Consider the following 21,161-nt stretch of genomic DNA (forward strand, 5'->3'; position numbering starts at 1 on the left):
AGATCGCCTCTAAAGCCCTACCTGAGTCACACGCCCGCCCGTCACGGGGATGTAGGCACCGGTAATATAGCTAGCCAAGTCGCTCATCAAAAAGGCACACGCGTTTCCTATCTCCTCGGCGCTGCCATGACGGCGTAAAGGCAAAGAGCGCGCGAAGTTTTTTGAGCCCTCCGACTCCGTATCCACCTTCTCATCCGCCATCCAACCAGGGGCCACCATGTTCACGGTTATATTGTCTGGCCCTAGCTCGCGTGCTAGGGAGCGCGAAATGCCCACCATGGCTCCCTTGCCCGCCATGTAGACCGACCACTCCTCCGGTGCTAGGTTCCACAGCTCGGTCACAATATTGATAATCCGCCCACCTCCCTGCTCGCGCATCACGGGGCGCACGGCTCGTATCATGTGAATAATGGCCATGCAGCCGAAATCAAACGCCGTCCGGAAATCCTCATCGCTCGCCTCCGTCAACGCCCCGTGCTGTCGGCCGGCAATGGCGTTGTTCACCACGGCATCTAGGCGGCCGAAGTCGTCCCGAATTTGAGCGATCATGCGTCGCACGGCCTCCGCATCACGAACATCGGCGGCATAAGGGAGGGCCTTTCCTCCTCCCTCAACGATGCGCTGTGCCAACGCTTTCGCCTGCTCGCCACTATGCGCATAGTTGATGGCCACCGCCGCCCCCTCCCGGGCTAAAACGCGCACAATGGCCGCGCCAATCCCGCGCGCACCTCCGGTGACTAAAGCCACCTTACCCTCTAATAACATTTACGAAACTCTCCTGCTCCTTATGCTCGTTTAAACTGTGTCTCTATCTCTCGAAGGGTCACCATCACGATAATAGGCCGGCCGTGAGGACATAAATAGGGGTTCTCGGTCTCCGCCAGTTGGTTCAGGAGGGCCGTCATCTCCTCCATCGTAAGAGGATCTCCCGCCTTGACCGCCATTTTACACGCGTTCGTTATCGTGACATGGTCTTGTTGGACAAGCAGCCGCTTCGAAATAGACTGATTTACCAACTCATCTATCATATCTCTTAAAATCTGCTCGTAGGGCTTTCGTGCCAGCAGAGCGGGTATGGCGCGCACCACGAAACTCTCTTTGCCAAACGGCTCGATCTCCCAGCCGGCCGGTGCAAACGAACGATAGTGTTCGGCGAGCAGCAAGGCCTCACGACGCCCTAACTGCAGCGTTAAAGGCGGCTCAAGGCGCTGCATAGGCATCCCTTCCGACTTATGTTGAACGGTAAGACGCTCATAAAGAACGCGTTCATGGGCCACATGTTGATCGACAATGGCAATGCCGTCTGGGGTTGCCGCAATAATGTAAGTATTCACGTATTGTCCCAGAACCCGAAACTCGCGTAACTGTTCGGCGAAGGGCTTGGGACGCTCGGGAAGTTGGGGAACAAACGCCTCCTCAACACCCGCGCCATCCTTTTCATTGCCAAACGGGATGCTGGCAAAAGGATCGTTTTCATCGGCCTGCTGCGATCTCCCACCCTGTGCCACCGCCTCCCTCGATTCTGAGGGCAGGAAGGAGAAGTTTCCAAAAAGCGACTTCCCGAACACCTGAGGCCCGGTTTGCGGTGGAACCGAGATTCTCGGATGAGGTTTGATTCCATAGGCCTTTAGCGCCCCCTTAACGCTTTGGCTCACGGCATGGTGAACCTCTCCCTCCCGACGGAACTTCACCTCGGCTTTTGTGGGATGGACGTTCACATCCACCAAACTAGGGTCTAGTTCAATAAAAATGGCGGCGATAGGAAAACGCGATTCGGGCGTGAGCGTGCGCATCGCTTCCTCCAGCGCATGGCCGATGATACGGCTTTTAACAGGACGGCGGTTCACAAAGAAAAGCTCGTGGCTCCGGCCAGGACGCGTGCAGTCCGGTGTGGCGACAAAGCCGGTCACCTTAACCGACGTCCCCACATATTCCAGCGGAATCAGTTTTTTGGTAATGTCCCGCCCCCAAACGGCCGCGAGAGCCGGCAGGGTCTCCCCGGTGCCCGGCGTTGAAAACACCTCATGATCGTCGCTACGTACGCGAAAGGCGATGTGAGGCTGAGCAATCGCATGCTGCCCTACCACATCCAGGGCGCGAGCGAGCTCTGTGGGCACAGATTTGAGAAAATGCAGCCTTGCGGGTGTGTTGAAGAAAAGGTGCCTTACATTCACCGTGGTACCATCGCGAACAGCGGCCTCCTCAACCGAAACGATCTCGCCACCTTTAACCTCAATACGCACCCCCACCTCCTCATCTTTCGGCTTCGTCGTCAACTCCAGCAAGGACACGGAGGCGATGGAGGGCAGCGCCTCTCCCCGAAACCCCAAGCTCTGAATGGCGAAAAGATCGTCTGCAGAACGGATCTTACTGGTCGCATGGCGCTGAAGCGCCAAGATAGCGTCGTTACGTGTCATTCCACAACCGTTATCCGAGACCACGATCGCTTCGCGTCCCCCATCGGCGATCTCAATAGAGATATGCGTGGCCTCGGCGTCAATCGCATTTTCCACAAGCTCTTTCACAACGGAGGCCGGCCGCTCAACAACCTCGCCGGCCGCTATGCGGTTAGCCGTGTTTTCGTCTAGCAAACGCACCCGATCAACTGCCATCTTACCCTTCGGCTCCCAAACAGCTCTTAACACACACCTATTAGCGTAGCACAAAAAGGCTTTATCTAGCAAAACAGGTGAGGGCTCTCCGCACCTAGCCCTTAAAGGCTTGCAAACCGCCACAGAATTTTGGTATAATGAGGGCAGAAAAGTCGAAGAGAGCACAGTGGGGCTGTAGCTCAGTTGGGAGAGCGCTTCAATGGCATTGAAGAGGTCAGGAGTTCGAGCCTCCTCAGCTCCATTTTTTGAAAAATGCCACGCTATCCACGTAGGTCTGATATCTGGTATCAGACCTGTTTTATTTACTCTACCGCCCTGGCCTGCTGTCTCCTCCTCGCAGCAGGAAAGTTGAGGCCGGTTTTGGCCGCCCCTCCGGAGAATTCGGCCTCCACCTCCGGTAAAAAAGTGGCCGTCGTTGTTTTTGTCCATCCTATCGGAGACGGCGCGCGCGTGGGGATCGCTTACGATCGAAGCGTGCCAAAGCAGGAGGTCCAGGCCGATGCGGATCGCCTTACCGCCGCGGGTCATTGGCACATTGCCGATATGCAGGTTGACAACAGCCCCATGCTGCCGAATCAGCCGCCGACAACCGCAGCCCTGCTAACCCTTCAAAACGCTCCTCAATTCTCCCCTGCCGGCCCTCAGATACAACCCTATCTCCAAGCGTTTCAACGATTCAACACCATCGAGATCGATTTTTTATGGCCCTCCGCCCTAGCGCAGCCGCCTCATGTGCTCTCAACGCCAGACTATGTCGAGACGTTGCTGTGTGAAAATGGCCTGTACCGTTATATTTTTGCGATCAAAAAACACACAGGCCTCCTAGCAGACCCCAACGCCTTGCTACGGCTTACCGTCAGCCAGCCCACAAATCCCCCAAAACCGTCAGAAGAAAAATCTGGCAAGAAAACAGAAGGAATCGTGCTTCTTCGAAACGTAACAATAGGAGGATGTATTTTACTTCTCCTAGCAGTGGCGTATGTTTTGTCAAGGCGTCACCGATAGGGTTCGGGAACTACGCTATGTTCGCATCTGTTTTCCTTAAGAAGAGAAAGGCCTTCTACGACACCGTTGTGGCTTGTATCAGCCCAACAACCCAAGAAAGGAAACCATGACGATGAGCCTAAGTCTTGACGAGATGCTCCTTTGGGCAGGAGGTAAGGGAGCGTCAGACCTCTTTATACGAGCAGATACCCCCCCGTACATTCGCCTGAACGGCCTGATCGCCCCCACAGAATTCCCGGTGCTATCGGCAAACCAGATCCGCGAGCTTGTCTACGCCAAGCTAACGGAGCGTCAGCGCCGTGAGTTTGAGAATACCCATGAAATGGATGCCGCCTTCTCCGTGGGAGAGGACATTCGCATCCGTATGAACGTCTATTTTCAGCGCGGGGAGATCGCCGCAGCCCTACGCATTATTCCCACCCGCATCCGATCTTTAGAGGAGTTAGGTATCCCTCCGAAAGTAAAAGAGTTCACAATGCACCGAGATGGCCTTGTGCTCGTTACAGGGCCTACCGGCAGTGGAAAAACAACCACCCTGGCGGCCATGATCGATCTCATCAACAATAGCCGTCGGGTGCATATCGTCACCATTGAAGACCCCATTGAGTTTGTCCATAAGGATAAAATGGCGATTATTAGCCAACGGGAAGTAGGTATTGACACGGAAAGCTTCAACGAAGCGCTGCGCCACGTCCTACGTCAAGCGCCCGATGTCATCCTCATCGGCGAGATGCGCGATCTGGAGACCATGAACGTGGCGCTACAGGCGGCCGAAACAGGCCACCTGGTGTTTGCAACGGTTCATACGGCGAGCGCTGCAGAAACCCTCGACCGCCTCTCGAATATGTTCCAACCCCACGAGCGCCCGCTCCTTTGGCTGCGGCTTTCCGTCTCCTTAAGAGGTGTCGTCTCTCAAAAGCTGCTTCCCCGTGCGGACGGCACCGGTCGTATTGCGGCCACCGAGGTGATGGACGTTACGCCGACCATCGCGAAGCTCCTTGAAGAGGGCCGCTCCGACGAGATCTATAACGCCATCCGGCAGGCCGGTATGGAGGCCTACTGGGGCATGCAGACGATGAACCAGTGCCTACTCCGCTACTTTAAAGCGGGGCTAATCACAGAACAGGACGCCCTCGCGAACGCGGGGAACTACACCGAGCTCCGCCAAATGATCCGCATGGCCATCAACCGAGGCGAGATCAAACCGCAGCAAACGGGTACCCACGCGCAACGGCGCTAGTCAAAGGCATTCCGTTCAGCGCTCGAAGCTTTGGTGCTATGGCATCTGTTGCTCTCAACGTCTACGAGTCAAACACGGGTGCTAACCTTCGGTGCCAGTTTACCGAGACAGCAGAAGCGTACGCCGACTTGTGCAGCCGCTGGGGATAGGGATAGGCTTCTTTCGGCCTCGCTACAAATTCCCTTGAACCAGCGGGGACGCGTGGGCGTCTCAACATGGAATGCCATCGGCGGCGCTTTGCGCATAAGAACTTACCCGTGCCATCCATGCAACACTTTCGAACGAGAACCTCCTCTTTCCGCACACTATCTTGCTCGGCGGGGTCATTCAGCAGAGAGTGACCGCCGGCAGATGGCTCTGACATATCAAAAAGCAGCGCAATAAACCGCCTGACATGAGAATAACTCGCTTGCCGGTATACTGAATCTAGTTTCTAGTTCTTAGCACACGAATTGCAACGAACAACGAGAAACTTAAAACACAAAACGAAAAACACACATCTCGCCAGGCTATGCACAATCTGTGGACGATAACAGCTTGTGTGCTATCCATACATAGCATAGTGCCCTAGAGGAGATGCAAAGATGGACAATCTGCGTTTGGAGGAGGGACAGATCCTCACCGGCTCGCTCTTCAAAGAGCCCATGCGGGTAGTGACCGCCCGCGCGACAGGATCCGACGTCTGGGAGGTCGGACTGGTTGGCACGCAGTCCGAGCAGTTCCGCTTGGTGTCCCTTACTCAGCGCGACCTCGAAAACCTCACCATTGAGGGCACAAAGCCCACGTATCGAGGAGATGGCCACCTCCTTCGCCTCGGTCTACAAGCGTACTCCTTAGGAATCGCCTACGAGTACGATCCCTATTTCGGCCTCTCTATCACTCGGGTAGACCCGTTGCCGCATCAGCTCGAGGCCGTCTACGAATACCTCCTCAAGCTGCCCAGAGTTCGGTTCTTGCTCGCCGACGACGCCGGCGCCGGCAAGACCATTATGGCCGGTCTCTTGATTCGAGAACTCGAACTGCGTGGCCTTGTCGAGCGCATCCTCATCGTCTGCCCCGCCAACCTCACCTTCCAATGGCAGCGCGAGCTCAAGGAGAAGTTCGACCAGACGTTCATCGTCCTCAAGGGCAGCAACATCCGCTACCAGTACGGGATTAACCAGTGGCTGGAGCAGAATCGAGTCATCACCTCGCTCGACCTTGCCAAGCGAGAAGAGATCCTCAAAGGGTTGCGGCAAGTCCATTGGGATCTGGTGGTGGTAGACGAAGCCCATCGCATGAGCGCCACCGACTCCGATCACAAGACCGATCGTTACAAGCTGGGCGAGCTGTTACGCGACACGTCGGATCACCTGCTTTTGCTGACGGCAACGCCGCACAAGGGCGACCCGGAGAACTTTAGACTCTTCCTTCAGCTTCTCGACGCAGATGTCTACGCGGATGTCAGGTCCGTCCGAGCCGCCATGGAGCGTGGTCGCGCACCCTTCTACCTCCGTCGCACCAAAGAGGCGATGGTCTACTTTCCTGAGTCCCGCCAAGACGGCACAGGCACATGGGAAGCAAAGAAGATCTTCACGAAGCGCATCCCCTACACGGTGCAGTTCGAGATCGAAGGGCAGGAGGACGAGCTCTACCACGCCGTCACCCGCTTCGTGAAACAGCAGAGCAAAAAGGCGGCAAGCCTGGACAGGGATCCACGCGCTCGGGCGGTGGGCTTTTTGATGTCCCTCTACCAACGGCGGCTGGCCTCGAGCACCTACGCGATGCGGCGCTCCCTCGAGAACCGCGTGAGACGTCTTGAAGAGGGCTTGGAGAGAGCGCAGGCTCTTTTCGGTCAGGCTCCCCCAGATCTTCCCGACCCAGACGAGCAGCAGGAGATGGAGGAGAGCGAGCGCGAGCGCTTCGAGGAGATGCTGCAGGGCTTCACCCTCGCGAGCAATGCCGAGCAAATCCAGGAAGAGATCCAGGAGCTCAAGTGCCTCGCAAGTCAAGCCAAGGCGGTCGAGGACTCCGGCACCGAAGCCAAACTCTCTAAGCTCAAGCAGCTTCTCGACGAGGAAGGCTTCTTTAAGGATCCCGAAAAGCGTCTCATCATTTTCACGGAGTTCAAGGACACGCTCGATTACCTAATGGAACAGCTGCAGTCTTGGAACTTTCGTGTCGGCTGCATTCATGGGGGCATGCCGCCGGGCTCGCGAGACGAGCCGGGGACGCGCCTCTATGCCGAGCAGCAGTTTCGAGAGGGCGCCATTCAGGTGCTCGTCGCCACCGAAGCGGCCGGTGAGGGCATTAACCTGCAGGTCTGCAATACGCTCTTCAACTACGACATCCCATGGAACCCGAACCGCCTTGAGCAGCGCATGGGCCGCATCCATCGCTACGGTCAGCGCAAAGACTGCCTTATCTTTAACTTCGTGGCCACAAACACCATCGAGGGTCGCGTGTTGAAGCGGCTTCTGGAGAAGCTCCAGGAGATCCGTAACGCGCTCGACGACGACGCCGTCTTCAACGTGGTTGGAGAGATCCTGCCTGCAGCGCACGTGGAGCGGGTGCTGCGCGACTACTACGCCGAGCGTATAGGCCCTGAAGACCTCGCAGATCGCCTCCTCCAGGATGTGGACGAACGTCATTTCCGCGAGATCTGCCAAAACGCTCTCGAAGGGCTAGCCGTGAAGAAACTCAACCTAGAGATGCTGAAAGAGCGCCGAGCGCAGGCCAAAGAGCGACGCCTGGTGCCCGAGACCATCGCGCGATTCATTCAGGAGGCGGCTCAGATCGAGCCAAGATTCCCCCTCAAACCCGTTACCCACCTTCCCTACACCTTTGACCCGGGCAGCACTCCGCCGGGGCTGCACCGCTATGAGCGCGATCCGGATTGGAAACTTCCCGCCCTGGCCAACAAGTACCCTCGCTTCTCTACCGACAGGGAGACGGCCGACACGAAAAACTTGGAGTGGGTGACGCCTGGCCATCCGCTTTTCGAGGCGCTTCGGCGGAACGCCTATACGCGGGCCCTCAAAGAGTTCAGAACGGGAGCGACCTTCTACTCCCTGCAGCATAACGCGCCTGCCCGGATCGACTTTTACCGAGCCCGTGTGGTAGACGGGCTTGGGCAGATTGTCCACGAGCGTCTTTTCGCGGTGGAGATCTCAACCGACCGGGAGCCGCGCCTCCGAGAGCCCCAAATACTTGGGAACTTCACGCCGGCGGAGCCGCCGGACCCGCTGCCAGCGATCGCGAACGCTCCCGAAGAGACAGAATGGCTTTACGAGCATGTGCTGAAGTCCTTCCTCGAAGAGACCAGCAAGGAGCGACGCGCGGAAGTCGACCGGATTGAAGAGCATGTCGAACTCTCGTTCAAGGCGCTTATTCAACGGGCGGATATGGACGTTGGTCAGGCACAGGATGCTGCAGAACGCGGCGAGCCGGGAGCGTCAGGCCGCCTTACCATGGCATGGAACCGGCAGACGGAGCTGATTGAGCGTCGGAACCGCCGTCAGGATGAGCTAAAACAGCAGCGTGCTCTCTCCATCCAAGGGGTTGAACGGCTCGCCAGCGTACTGGTGCTGCCGCATCCCGATCGCGCCGCGCCCGAGGTGCAGCGGCTCCTGGCGAATCCGGAGACCGAGGCCATCGCCATGGAAGTCGTCATGGCGTATGAACGCGCTCAAGGTCGGGAGGTTGAAGACGTCCATGAGCAGAACCTCGGCTATGACATCAAAAGCCTTGATCGGAACTCCGGCGAGTTGCGGCTCATCGAGATCAAGGGATTGGCCGGCGCCACCGGGACGATCCTGCTCACTCCCAACGAACGCCGCGTCGCCGAAGACCGGCGCGACTGTTACTGGCTCTACATTGTCACGAACTGCGCCACAGAGCCCAAGCTTCAGGAGCCGATCAAAGACCCTGCTCGCCTCAACTGGCACGAGGTCACGAAGGTGGCGCACTACTCTCTTTCGGTGGATGCGCTCACCCAGCCGATGCAGGTGCGAGAGAGTTCGACGCCCTATGGAGAGGAGGAACAAGACTAAGATGTTATCCTCTTGTCTCCTCATGAGGTCACTGGAGCGCGCATCCATTGCCTTTCATCGACTCGTGATGGTGCATCGCCGTTCCGAAGCGTCGGAAGAGTGCAATAAAAATACGTAGGAACTACGCCTTTCTTTGGGAGGAGCATCATGCCGAGAATTGAAGATATTGCAGAGAAGGGACATGAACTTATCCCCGTTCCATCGCTACCTTGGTTGGGCCGCGCGATCGCTCCCGGTTTCACTCGTGGGGGTGTCTACCTTCTGGCAGGAGAACCTGGCATCGGCAAGACGACACTGGCCATGCAGGTGCTCGGCGATTTTGCGATGCAGGGCATCCGGGTGCTCTTCCTAACCACCGAACAAGGCCTCGGTGACCTTAAACGCGCCATTCTACGTATTCACGGAGACGCAAACGGCGATCTGCCGCAGCCGATACGAGAGAACTTCTTTCTTGATGACTCGATCGACGACATCGACGCGCTTCCGCGATTTCTCGCCAGACGGGTGCTCACGGAGGGCGAGCCCTATCACGACGTTCAGGCCATTGTTGTGGACTCGGTGCAAGGCAGGGGGTTGGCGTCAACAGCTTCTCAAAAATATCGGGCGCTTTATGAATTCGCCGAAAATGCCAAGGCGCAGGGTCTGGTCTCGATCCTGATCGGGCACGTTACCAAAAAGGGGCAGATCGCCGGCCCCAAAGATCTTGAGCACAACGTTGATTGCATCATGTACATTCGACGAGCGTTCCGTCTTCGCCCCTTCTTCGTGCCCAAAAACCGATTTGGGCCGGCCGTTCTCGATCCGCTCGTTCTCATGATGGACAACCGCGGTCGGCTCGTAGAATCCCCCCATCGAGCGGCGAAAAGCGCCGCCGTGTTCGGCTATGCGGGCATCGGAGAGGATTTGGCCGAAGGTCAAGCCTCTGTGACTCTTCCGCGCTACGGGTCTCGACCGGAGCTCAACGCGCCGTTCTTGCCGTCGAAGAAGGTCAAGCAGCTCCTCAGCGTTCTCAGCACCATAAAGGAGGTCGATCTAACCGATCTCTCTTATGAGATCAACTGCTACGTGCCCCGTCAGCAGCGCTACCGGGAGGAGCTGGATCTGCCGATAGCGGTCGCCCTGCTGAGTTCCTACCTGCAACGCCCCGTGCCGGAGGCCGCGCTGTTTGTTGGGGAGCTGGATCTCACGCGCCGGATCCGTCGGCCCGAAAACAAGTATCTCGCCGCCCTGGCCAAGCTCTTGACCGACCCGCAAAAGGGAAGGATCAAGAGGCTCTATATCGCGGAAGAGTGCGCTAGTGAGCTGGGTAAATTGCGGCCGAACAAAGACGAACCACCGGTCGCCGAATCGGTCGAGATCGTCCCCGTTTCCGACCTGGAGCGCCTGCTGAAGACGCTCTGGCCAGACCTTTTTGTGGAGGATTGACAGATGCCATCCAAAGCCGTGCCAGAAATCGTTGAAGACTACATTCTCTACTACTATGCCAAGCTCGTCATCGCCGCCTCCGCGGGCGAGGGAGGCAACTACCGATTCATTATGGATCGGTATAAGAAGCTGAAGAGCGGCGAGATCAAAATGTCGGACTACGACAGGGAGATCCAAAAAGAGGCGCAGCAGCCCGGCATCTGTGCGTTCTGCCAAAGGCAGGGGCAGACAGTGCCCGTTGAGGTGATACCTCGCCGGCTGGGAGGGCCTGTCGGCGTCCAAAACCTTGTTCACGCGTGCAGCAACTGCGCCAAATCCAAGGGCGACAAGGATCTCCTCACCTGGTGGTGTGACGAGCTCGGACGGGACAAGGACGAGCTGCCCCGGATTCCAGCGGGCCTGTTTCTTAAGATGGCCCACGAACGTCACCAGATCGCCTTTACGCTCCATCAACGGTGCACCAACATTCGCGAGATTTGGGAAGGGGCCCAGCCGTGATTCCTAAAGGCTGCAAGCGATTGGCCGAGGTGGATTTCCCGATCGCGGAGGTTTCGAAGCAAGCGGCGCGGGAAAAGTCGATCCGACACGGACATCCCTCAACGCTGCACCTATGGTGGGCGCGGCGACCACTGGCATCGTGCCGGGCGGTACTGCTTGGACTGCTCTTCCCCGATCCGTGCGATCCGCTCTGTCCGGGAGATTTCAAAGCGAAAGCGCGCGAACTGCTGCCGAAGGTGGGTTGCGGCAGTGGCGAGAGCGACGAGGCGTTGCGGCGAGGGCTTCTCAAGTTCATCGCCGACTTCGCCAACTGGGATCTCGCCACCAACCAGACCTACCTTGAGGTCTCCAGGGCGCTGGTGCAGGCGGCCTATCCGGAGGAACCGCCGCTCGTTGTGGATCCCTTTGCCGGCGGGGGCTCGATCCCGCTCGAGGCGCTACGGCTCGGATGCGAAACGTTCGCCAGCGATCTCAACCCGGTTGCCTGCCTAATCCTCAAGGTCATGCTCGAAGTCATCCCGCGGCATGGGCCGAAGCTGGCCGAGGAGCTGCGCCGCGTGGGCGCGGAGATCAAGCGCCAGGCGGAGATGGAGTTGGCGGAGCTCTACCCGAAAGATCCGGATGGCGCCACGCCCATCGCCTATCTTTGGGCGCGCACGGTGCGCTGCGAATCGCCCAACTGCGGCGCGGAGATTCCGCTCATGCGCTCGTTCTGGCTCTGCAAAAAGCCGAACCGAAAGCGGGCTCTTCGGTATCGGGTGGAGAGGGCATGGGGAAAGCCGCCGGAGGTCGTCTTTGAGGTCTTCGAGCCGGCGAGCGAGAGAGAGGTGCCCCCAGGCACCGTGAGCCGTGCGCGAGCGACCTGTCTCTGCTGCGGCATGGTGCTTCCACCCGAGCGGGTGCGAGCGCAACTGGTCGCGCAGCGCGGCGGCGGGGATGTCGTCTTCGATGATAAGGGCCGGCGCATCGGCGGGGCGCGGCTGCTCGCCGTTGTGACGCTCAAGCCCGGCGAGACGGGACGACACTACCGCCTCCCGACGGAGCGCGACTACGCAGCCGTGTACCGCGCGCAGGAACGCCTCGCGAAGCTGCTCGAGGAGTGGGAGCGCGGCGGGAAGCAGGGGCTATGCCCGGTGCCCGATGAGCCGCTGCCGCTAATGAGCGGGACCTTCAACGTCCCGATTTACGGGATGAACCGCTGGGGCGACCTCTTCACGGCGCGGCAGAAGGTAGCGCTGGTGACGCTGGCGCGGCTGGTGCGTGAGCGGCCGGCGAGCGAGGACGGCGCGGTGCGCGAGGAAATGGCGCTGGTGGTGAATCGGCTCGCGGACGGGAATTCGTCACTGACTAGGTGGCAGAATGGCCCTGAGAAAATCAGCAACAACTATTCTCGCCAAGCCTTGCCAATCGTTTGGGATTTTGCTGAGGCTTGCATTTTCGCGGACGCGACTCGAAGCCTCGCAAGTATGTTTGAATGGGTTGCAGAATATGCTCGCGCCCAGTGCGGCTTTCACCCTGGCCAAGTCCAGCCCGCCGATGCCGCCGAGCATCCGCTGCCCGACGAGACGGCGCATGTCTGGTTTACCGACCCGCCGTACTACTTCGCGGTTCCCTACGCCGACCTCTCCGACTTCTTCTTCGTCTGGCTCAAGCGCGCCCTGCCAGGGCATCCGCTCCTGCGCGACCCGTTCGATCCCCAGAATCCGCTCACACCCAAGGCGCGCGAGGTCTGCGAGATGAAGCACTGGAATCCCGATCGTTACGCGGATAAGGACAAAGCCTTCTTCGAGGAAGGCATGCGCCGCGCCTTCGCGGAAGGCCGCCGCGTGTTGCGGGAGGATGGCGTCGCCTCCGTGGTCTTCGCCCACAAGACCACCGAGGGGTGGGAGGCCCTGCTTTCCGGGCTCATCAAAGGCGGCTGGACGATCACCGGCTCCTGGCCCATCGCCACCGAGATGGCCTCGCGCCTGCGTGCTCGCGAGTCCGCCGCCCTCGCCACGAGCGTCCATCTCATCTGCCGCCCACGGCCCGAAGATGCTCCGGTGGGCGACTGGGCGGATGTGCTGCGGGAGCTGCCCAAGCGCGTTGGAGACTGGATGGAGCGGCTCCAGGCCGAAGGCATCCGCGGCGCCGATCTGGTGTTTGCCTGCATCGGGCCGGCGCTCGAGATCTTCAGCCGCTACCGCAAGGTCGAGACCGCCGAGGGGCGCGAGGTGAAACTGGCCGCGTATCTGGAAAAAGTCTGGGAGGTGGTCGGGCGCACGGCGCTCGAGAACGTCCTCGGCACGGAGGAAGCCAAAGCGCGAAACGGGGCCGCGGGAGCGCTGGAGGAGGATGCCCGACTCACGGCGCTCTTCCTCTGGACGCTGCAAACCACCGAAGGCCAGAACGGCGGAGACGAAAACCCTACCGAAGACGATGAGGAGGAGACGGAGGAGGACGAGGAATCGCCTTCCAAGGGAGCCACGAGGGGCTACAGCCTGGTCTTCGACGTGGTGCGCCGCTTCGCCCAGCCCTTAGGGATCGACCTCCCTAGCTGGGAAAGGCGGATCATCGAGACCAACAAAGGCGTCGTCCGCTTGCTGGCCGTCAGCGAGCGTGCCGGACAGCTCTTCGCAGACGACGGCGCAATGGCCTCCGCCGAGTGGATCGCTGAGGCTCCGGCGAAGACCTCCCAGCTGACGCTCTTCTCCGAGCTGGAGGGAGAACGCGCGCCCAAGGTAGGTCGCCGAGATGGGAGGCGCAAGGCCCTCATGACCCCAGGCGACGTGGAATTCCCGCAGGATCGGGCGGCGACCACCCTCGACCGCCTCCATGCGGCCATGCTCCTGCAGGCGTGGGGCCAGACGAGCGCCCTGCGCGCGCTTCTGAAAGCCGAGCAGGAACGCGGGCCGGACTTTTTGCGCCTGGCCAACGCGCTCTCGGCCCTCTATCCGAAAGGCAGCGAGGAGAAGCGCCTGCTGGATGCGATGCTCTTGGCGGTGCCGCGATGATGGCCACTCGCACGGAGACGTGGTACGGACCGATGGCTCTCGATAGCGGATTCTCTTGCTGCCATAAAGCTTGCGCAGCCGCTGCCTGCGCAAACCGCGCACAACGGAAGAGATCGGCAGCCGAGCCGTTCGCCCATAGATAAAGACCGTAGGAGGAACGTGATGGAAGCTTGGTATAAAGTTGCCACACCGCGAGAGGAAGTTCGGGAAGGAAGATCCTTCAACCCAGATGAGTTTGCCATTGCCCTGGAACAGGTCGTGGCCGGCACGGCGCCCGAAGACTATCGGGATCCTGCGCAGTTCTTCGCACGCACCTACTTCACGCGCGCGCTGCGCGAGCATGTGGGCATGGTCTTGCGCAGGCTATCGGGCCGAACCGACAACACGGCGCCGGTGTTGACCTTGATCACCCAGTTCGGCGGCGGCAAGACCCACACGCTAACCACTCTCTACCACCTTGTCACGAGCGGCGAGAGGGCCGCCAGCTACCCAGGGGTTGGTGACCTCTTACGCGAATCGGGCCTCACGTCGGTTCCGAAGGCGCGAGTGGGCGTCTTCGTGGGAAACGCCTGGGACCCACAGGAAGGCCGGGAGACCCCGTGGATCGACCTTGCCCGCCAGCTCGCGGGCCACAAGGGCGTCGCAGCGCTTGGGACTTCCGCAAGGACGGTCCCGCCGGGAACCGAATCCCTCGCGCGCGTCTTCCAGGCGGCCGAGGCGCCGGTGCTCATCCTCTTCGACGAGGTGCTGAACTTCCTCAACCGGCATCGCGGCATGGCGGAAGCCTTCCATGCCTTCATTCAGAATCTCACCGTGGCTATGACGGGAACAACCCACGGCGCGGCGGTGATCAGCCTCCCGCGCAGTCAGGTCGAGATGACCGACTGGGACATGCTGTGGCAGGACAGGATCACCAAGGTGGTTCGCCGCGTGTCCAAAGACCTCATCGTCAACGACGAGACGGCGATCAGCGAGGTCGTCCGGCGGCGGCTCTTCGAGCACCTGGGAAACGAGAACGTGCGGAAGAACGTGGCGAGGGCCTTCGCCGACTGGTGCTTCGAGCGACGGGCGCAACTCCCGCGGGAGTGGACGGCTGTGGACACCGTGGCGTCGGAAGCCAAGGCGAAGGAGATACTCCGCGGGCGGTTTGAGGCGTGCTATCCCTTTCACCCTGCCACCCTCTCGGTCTTTCAGCGGAAGTGGCAAGCTCTCCCGCAGTATCAGCAGACGCGTGGAACGCTGGCGATGCTGGCTCAGTGGATCGCTTGGGCGTATCGCGACGGCTTCACGACGGCTCGGCGAGAACCGCTGATCACGCTTGGGTCGGCTCCACTTCACGACATGGGGTTTCGCAGCACGATCTTCGGTCAACTGGGAGAATCTCGGCTTGCCGCGGCCATCGAGGCGGACATCGCCGGGCAGCATTCGCATGCGCGGGCGCTAGACGCCGACACGCAAGGGCTGCTGCGCGACATCCACCGCCGGGTGGGAACGGCGATCCTCTTCGAATCCTCAGGCGGGCAGACGGATAAGGTGGCTCATTTGCCGGAGCTGCGCTTCGCCCTCGGCGAGCCAGGCATTGACACGACGTCTGTGGACAATGCGGCCTTTGCCCTGGAAGCCCAGTCCTACTTCATCCGCCGAATGGGCTCGGACGGGTTCAAGATCAGCTACCAGCCCACGCTGAAGAAGGTGGTCAACGACCGGCGCGCCTCTCTGGATGAAGAGGAAGAGATCAAACCCGCCATTCGCAAGTTCGTCGAGAGCGAGTTCCGCCGTGGGGCGAGCATTCCCTTGGTTCTATTCCCTCGCGATGGGGCCGAGGTTCCCGACTCACCTAGGCTCACGCTTATTGTCACCGATCCGGAGGCGGAGTGGAACGGAAAGAACGCGTTTCGAGAGCAGATCGCCGAATGGACGAAATACAGGGGCAAGCTGCCGCGCCTCTACCCTGGAGCGCTGGTGTGGTGTATCAAAAAGCCAGGCCGTGAGCTGCGAGAGAGGGTCGAGCTGTGGCTTGCGTGGAAGAAGGTCGCCCAGGAGTTGGCCAACGGCACGCTTGGCGGGGAGTTCGACCGAGCGGAGCGGGACGATATCCACTTGAAGGTGAAGGATGCCGAAGAGGCCGCCAGGAACGAGGTCTGGGGAGGCTATCGGTTCGTAGTGATCGCCGACTACGAGGAGAACGATGGCCTCAAGGTGTTCGACCTCGGATCCGGTTACTCCAGCAACAATGAGACCTTGTGCAGCCGAGTCATCGACGCCCTCAAGTCGGCTGGGGAGCTCAACTTTTCATTCGAAGCAGGATATCTCGATCGGAAGTGGCCGCCCGCGCTCAAGGAAGCGGGAGCATGGCCGCTCGCTAGCTTACGGCAGAGCTTCCTCAACGGCTCGCTTACACGCTTGCCCGATCCCGACACGACCCTACGCACGAAGATCGTTGAGTTCGTGGAGAGGGGCGACTTCGGCCTCGCTTTTGGGCAGAGACCCGATGGAACCTACGAGCGAGTCTGGTTTCAGGAGCGGATTTCACCCGACGAAGTGGCTTTCGAGCCGGATGTGTTCCTCCTCACTAAAACCAAAGCGCAGTCGTTGACGTCGGAGGTTTCGCTAACGGCCTCCCTTGTGCTGGAACCGCAGGCAGCCCCTCCTAAAGACAGTCTTAAAGACAGTCTTAAAGACAGTCTTACAGACCGTCCAGACGTCAGCATCGCGGCCAAGCCGAGCATGGAGATTGCCCCGGAGGTTAAGACGAAAACCCTGCGTCTGGTGGGTGCCCTTCCGCCCGAAGTGTGGAGCCGTTTCGGGGTGAAGGTCTTGCCGAAGCTTCAGCCGGGCTCCGAGCTCAAGCTCCGCATTGACCTCTCCGTAAAGGTCAGCCGCGACCTAGCGGACAGCTTGTTGTCGGAGCTGCGGCAGACCCTCGCCGATCTCGCCCTGGCGGACACGGTGGAAATCCAAGAGTCTGACCTGTAGGGGCGCACGGCAGACTCTTGGAACGCTGGGAGCGCAGGCATCCCTGCCTGCAAATTAGATTTCTTTACCTGCAGACTAGAAGTCTGCACTCCCAGGAGGGTTGCCTATACCTCTGCTAATTCCCCGTATCGGACATATCCGACGTGGAACTGGTCTGAATGATCACGGTCTGACTCGCCGAATCGTACTGCACCGGCTGCCCCGTGACGCTCTCAAAGAAACGCATCGGCACGTACAATGTGCCGTTCAAAACCTGAGCCGGAGCTTCCAGTAACTTGCGCTCGCCATCGTTCACAATGGCGACGCGGCTGCCCACGGCCAGACTCACGGTGCGCCCCGTCGCATCCACATGCAACACGCGACCGTCGAACTTAAAAGGAATGCCCGCCGCTTCCAACACCGGACGTACCGGCACCAGAATGGCCTTTCCATCCCGCACAGGCGTTGCATTCGAGGTGAAATCTACGTTCCGGTTGCCAATGAGCACGCCGATGTTCGCTGCAGACGTGTAGGTGTGGGACGTGTTCGTGATCGGAGTGACCTCGCGCTCAACCGCTGGCCGTGCCCGGCTATCGCCCTCCTCATGAAAACGATAGCCGCTCTGCTCATCCATGTTCAGAGCCACTTCACGGTCTAATCGGACTCCCAACTCCGTTCCCGATTTCAAAACCACGTCACGTGCGGTGGCGTGAGATTTCTGCAAGGAGCCGAACAGATAGCCCAAGCCGCCCCCGATGAGAAGATCCTCAAAGGTATGCTTGGTAAGCAGGCCGACGAGCAGCCCGGCTCCAGCCCCGTAGCCAACATAGGTCCAGCGCTTATCCGTGTGCCCTGGGGTGGCGATGAGACGACCATCGGAGGTCTTCTCCACGCTCTTATTGTCTAGGCCGATGAGCGCACCGTCAATGAGATAGGTGCGGCCATCTGGCAGACGAATGCGCCGAAAGCTCAATGCGAGCATTCCCGGCTGATTCCCCTCATGCCGACGTACATCATCGACGTAACCGTCAATGCGGGTGCCAGGTGGCAAACCGTAGTCCACCCCGTTGTCTGTAACCACCGTGGCGGTGAAAAGATCGCCCTTCACCGCTGTCGCGGAGCTAAGCGTGGTGTTGAGCTTAACGGGTATGACGGAGTTCGCGGGCAGCACCACGCGACCGCCCGAATCGGCCAGAGCCGGCGCCAAACCGGCAAGCCCAACCGCCAGAACCCCGCAGAGCAACCCTTTCTGAAATAGGTTTGCCGCAAAACTGTTTTTCATCTGTAGACCCTCCTTACTCGGTCTGTTTCAGCTGTCTATCTGAGTCTCTGTTTCAATCCTACGAAAAGGAGCCATCGATCGTGACGTTCTCTTTGAGCTCCCTCCGCAATTTCTAATAGTCTGACTAGCGCCGCACGAAATAAGTTCCTCCTATCCCCATATCCGATCCGCAAACATCCAAAATGGGCTCCTCTCCAAGTAAAATTTAATGGCTAAAAACTTTTGTCGGGAGACGCTGATGGTCGCACTCTATGGGCAGTCCTTCACCAAAGAACAGTTGCTAACCTATGTTGGCGATCTATCGCAGATCGCGCGTGTCCTTCCCTACAGGCTGCAGGAAGGCAAAGAAGACGGAGTCTATGCGCTGGATGTCTTCAACGGTTCAGGGCTACGCTACACGGTGCTGGCCAGTCGAGGTATGGACATCTCTTCCGCCTCCTTCAACGGATGCGCGCTTGCCTGGCGCTCTGCCACAACCGATGCGCATCCGGCTTACTTCGATCACGAAGGGGAAGGAGGTCGCGGCTGGCTTCGCAGTTTTTATGGGGGGCTGGTGGTCACCTGTGGCCTTACCTACGCGGGCGCAAATGGCGAGGATGAAGGCCGGCTCTATGGGCTTCATGGGCGCATTAGCAACCTTCCCGCCTATAATGTCTCTTACGAAACCCGATGGGAAGGCGACGAGTATGCCCTGACGGTACGGGGCAAGGTACGGGAAGCCACCGTCTTCGGCGAAAACCTTGAGCTAACCCGCACGATAACCACCTATCTGGGCTCACCCTCCCTGCATATTCATGACGAAGTGGCGAATCTGGGCTATCGTACCACGGAACATATGATTCTCTATCATATCAACATCGGATTTCCTATCATCGCCGATGGCGCTCGCCTGATTGCCCCCACCCTCAACGCAACGCCTCGCGACGCCGATGCCGAAGAGGATGCCGAACGCTATGCCGAGTTCGATGCCCCCAAAGCGGGATATCGGGAAAAGGTCTATTTCCATCAGTTCCCACCCCAAACCGATCAGGTGGCCGTCTCTTTGGTAAACCCAAACCTACAGGTAGGGGGCGTCAAAGGGCTCGGCTTTCGGTGCCGTTACCGTCCGTCGCAGCTGCCGCGGTTTTCCGAGTGGAAAATGCTGGATGCCGGCACCTATGTGGTTGGGTTGGAACCGGCAAACTGTCTGGTGTTGGGGCGCGCCCATGAGCGCAAAGCGGGGACACTGCAGTTCCTCGAGCCGGGCGAGGTGCGCCAATACGACATCACGTTAGACGTCTTATGGGGCATGGAGGCGATTCACGACGCGGAACAAGAGTGCCAGCACATGCTCGAGGCCGCCGGGCAGCCGGCATGAAACCAACGGTTTTGCGGGAATCGGAAAATAGATGGGCGCTGTCGCTTATAGGGCTAACGCTTTTGCTAACCCTTATCCCCTATCTCATTGGATACGGGCTGTCGAACGGGCGCCACTATCTCTGGCTCGGATATAACCTCGACGATGCCTGCGTCTATCTCTCCTGGATGAAGCAAGCAGCCCAGGGACACCTGCGCCAACACAACCTGTTTACAACCGAGCCGCAGCCGGGAATGTTTCCAAACCCGCTCTTTTTTCTTCTGGGGCTTGTCGCCTCCCTTTTGCATCTGCCCCTCATTGCCGTGTTTCACCTGGCTCGCCTTGCAGCGGGTTTCGCTCTCTTGTGGGTGGTGTGGCTGCTTCTTCGCAACACGCTCTCCTCATTGCTGGCCCGCAGAGCGGCGTTTCTCTTCGTCTGCTTTTCGTCCGGGTTTGGTTGGTTGCCGCTCTTTTGGCCATCTGGCGGAGCTGTCAACATCTTCCACACCCCTGTAGACGTCTGGCAACCCGAGGCCATCACGTTTCTATCGCTCTACCTTAGCCCCCTGTTTGCCTTCTCCATGTTGCTGCAGGTGGCGTTCTTGCTGCTTTCCCTCAAAGCGGAGCAGGAGCGCAGCTGGAAGCTCGCCATGGCGGCAGGGCTCATTGGACTGCTGATCGGCCTCACGCACACCTACGATGTGGTGGGATTGGCCCTCACCTGGGGATGTTTCCTCCTCGTGCGCGCCCGGTCTGTCTCGTTGCAAGACAACGTGTCGTCGTGGCTACGAGCCGCGCTGACGGCCCTGGTGGCCTTACCAGGCACGGCCCTCATCGCGTATGAGCTCCATGCAAACCCCATCTTTCGTGATAGAGCCAACGTCCCAACGCTATCCGCCGGCCTACCGTGGGTCTTCTTGGGTTATGGCGGTGAGCTGCTGATAACGCTGTATACGCTCTACCTGCTGACCAAAGCGACCACGGATCCGGAGAGCGTGCCGGTTAACTCCTCTTTTCAGAGCGGGGACGCCGTTCGGCTCTATGTCTGTTGGGCCATCGCTCAGCTGTGTGTGGCCTATCTGCCGGTTTCGTTCCAGCGAAAAATGCTGCAGGGAGAGCACTTCCCTCTTGCTATCTTAGCCGGGGTTGGAGCCGCCTATCTCCTCGAACAGCGGTTGCGTGGGAAAGTGGCCCCGCGGCAGCGTATGCTGATCTTAAGCATCGCCACCCTGCTGCTGAGCCTCACCAACATGCGGTTTGTGGTGAGAGACATCTATAACGACACGCTCAACAAGGTGCAAACGGATCTGCAGCGCGCCTATATAAGCCAAGGGGAGCTGCAAGCGCTGGGCTGGATAGCCCACCACACGCGACCTTCAGAGGCCATTCAGCCGCTGCCGTGGGTGCATATCCTGCAGTCACCCGACGGAACGCACCGCTACCTCGCTCCCACCGACATGACCATGGCCTGCATCCTCCCAGGGTATACGGGGCGTCATGTCTATTGTGGGCACTGGGGAGAGACACCGGACTACGGTTCCAAGTTAAAAGAGCTGATGAATTTCGGCCTTGAGTCAACCTCGGACGCAGAACGCATCGCCCTGCTTGAGAAAATGCATGTGCAGTATCTGCTGTTTAGCCAAAAAGCCCCCGACGATATGGACGCCGATAGGCTCTACCCCATCTTCCGCGGGCTTTCCCCACTGCCCTCTTATCTGAAGGAGGTCTATTCGAACCAAGAGGCCAGCATCTACCGAGTCGAGCTGGGACGCTAAAAGCCAGAA

General features: G+C 59.3%; 12 protein-coding genes and 1 tRNA gene. 10 read left to right on the top strand and 3 right to left on the bottom strand.

Annotation, left to right across the window (positions count from 1 at the left end; genetic code table 11):
* Positions 1 to 9 precede the first annotated feature (9 nt).
* Positions 10 to 765: an SDR family NAD(P)-dependent oxidoreductase gene (locus tag CCALI_RS02200; protein ID WP_016481838.1), complete on the bottom strand. Its 756-nt coding sequence runs from the start codon at positions 763 to 765 to the stop codon at positions 10 to 12.
* Between the two features lie 20 nt (positions 766 to 785).
* A complete protein-coding gene (gene mutL, locus CCALI_RS02205; RefSeq protein ID WP_016481839.1) occupies positions 786 to 2,612 on the bottom strand; it encodes a DNA mismatch repair endonuclease MutL in 1,827 nt (608 codons plus the stop codon).
* Positions 2,613 to 2,780: 168 nt separating this feature from the next.
* On the opposite strand from mutL, the gene CCALI_RS02210 reads away from it, so the two are divergent.
* The 8 genes from CCALI_RS02210 (at position 2,781) to CCALI_RS02245 (ending at position 16,780) form a co-directional block, all read left to right on the top strand.
* A tRNA-Ala gene (locus tag CCALI_RS02210) sits at positions 2,781 to 2,853 on the top strand.
* A 107-nt stretch (positions 2,854 to 2,960) separates the two neighbouring features.
* Positions 2,961 to 3,617 (top strand): hypothetical protein, encoded by a 657-nt coding sequence (locus CCALI_RS02215; RefSeq protein WP_156415917.1) that lies wholly within the window; start codon positions 2,961 to 2,963, stop codon positions 3,615 to 3,617.
* A 112-nt stretch (positions 3,618 to 3,729) separates the two neighbouring features.
* Positions 3,730 to 4,857 carry a type IV pilus twitching motility protein PilT gene (locus CCALI_RS02220; protein WP_016481841.1) on the top strand — a complete coding sequence of 376 codons (1,128 nt, stop codon included), beginning with the start codon at positions 3,730 to 3,732 and terminating at the stop codon, positions 4,855 to 4,857.
* Between the two features lie 584 nt (positions 4,858 to 5,441).
* The gene (locus tag CCALI_RS02225) at positions 5,442 to 8,888 is read left to right on the top strand and encodes a helicase-related protein (protein WP_016481842.1); all 3,447 of its coding nucleotides are present in this window, start codon (positions 5,442 to 5,444) and stop codon (positions 8,886 to 8,888) included.
* Between the two features lie 147 nt (positions 8,889 to 9,035).
* Positions 9,036 to 10,313, top strand: a complete 1,278-nt coding sequence (locus CCALI_RS02230) for an ATPase domain-containing protein (RefSeq protein WP_016481843.1) — start codon at positions 9,036 to 9,038, stop codon at positions 10,311 to 10,313.
* 3 nt (positions 10,314 to 10,316) lie between these two features.
* Entirely contained in the window at positions 10,317 to 10,811 is a 495-nt protein-coding gene (locus CCALI_RS02235) for a hypothetical protein (RefSeq protein WP_016481844.1), read from the top strand.
* Positions 10,812 to 10,840: 29 nt separating this feature from the next.
* The gene (locus CCALI_RS02240) at positions 10,841 to 13,804 is read left to right on the top strand and encodes a DUF1156 domain-containing protein (protein ID WP_231730012.1); all 2,964 of its coding nucleotides are present in this window, start codon (positions 10,841 to 10,843) and stop codon (positions 13,802 to 13,804) included.
* A gap of 162 nt (positions 13,805 to 13,966) precedes the next feature.
* Positions 13,967 to 16,780, top strand: coding sequence for a DUF499 domain-containing protein (locus CCALI_RS02245; protein ID WP_016481846.1), 2,814 nt, complete (start codon positions 13,967 to 13,969; stop codon positions 16,778 to 16,780).
* A gap of 115 nt (positions 16,781 to 16,895) precedes the next feature.
* Here CCALI_RS02245 and CCALI_RS02250 read toward each other — a convergent pair whose 3' ends face one another.
* Positions 16,896 to 18,041 carry a copper amine oxidase N-terminal domain-containing protein gene (locus tag CCALI_RS02250; protein ID WP_016481847.1) on the bottom strand — a complete coding sequence of 382 codons (1,146 nt, stop codon included), beginning with the start codon at positions 18,039 to 18,041 and terminating at the stop codon, positions 16,896 to 16,898.
* 238 nt (positions 18,042 to 18,279) lie between these two features.
* On the opposite strand from CCALI_RS02250, the gene CCALI_RS02255 reads away from it, so the two are divergent.
* Positions 18,280 to 19,398, top strand: coding sequence for an aldose 1-epimerase family protein (locus CCALI_RS02255; RefSeq protein WP_016481848.1), 1,119 nt, complete (start codon positions 18,280 to 18,282; stop codon positions 19,396 to 19,398).
* A complete protein-coding gene (locus CCALI_RS02260; protein WP_016481849.1) occupies positions 19,395 to 21,152 on the top strand; it encodes a hypothetical protein in 1,758 nt (585 codons plus the stop codon). Before CCALI_RS02255 ends, CCALI_RS02260 begins: the two co-directional genes overlap by 4 nt.
* The last annotated feature ends 9 nt before the right edge of the window (positions 21,153 to 21,161 follow it).

The sequence above is a fragment of the Chthonomonas calidirosea T49 genome, assembly GCF_000427095.1.
In the GTDB taxonomy this organism is placed as follows: Bacteria; Armatimonadota; Chthonomonadetes; order Chthonomonadales; family Chthonomonadaceae; genus Chthonomonas; species Chthonomonas calidirosea.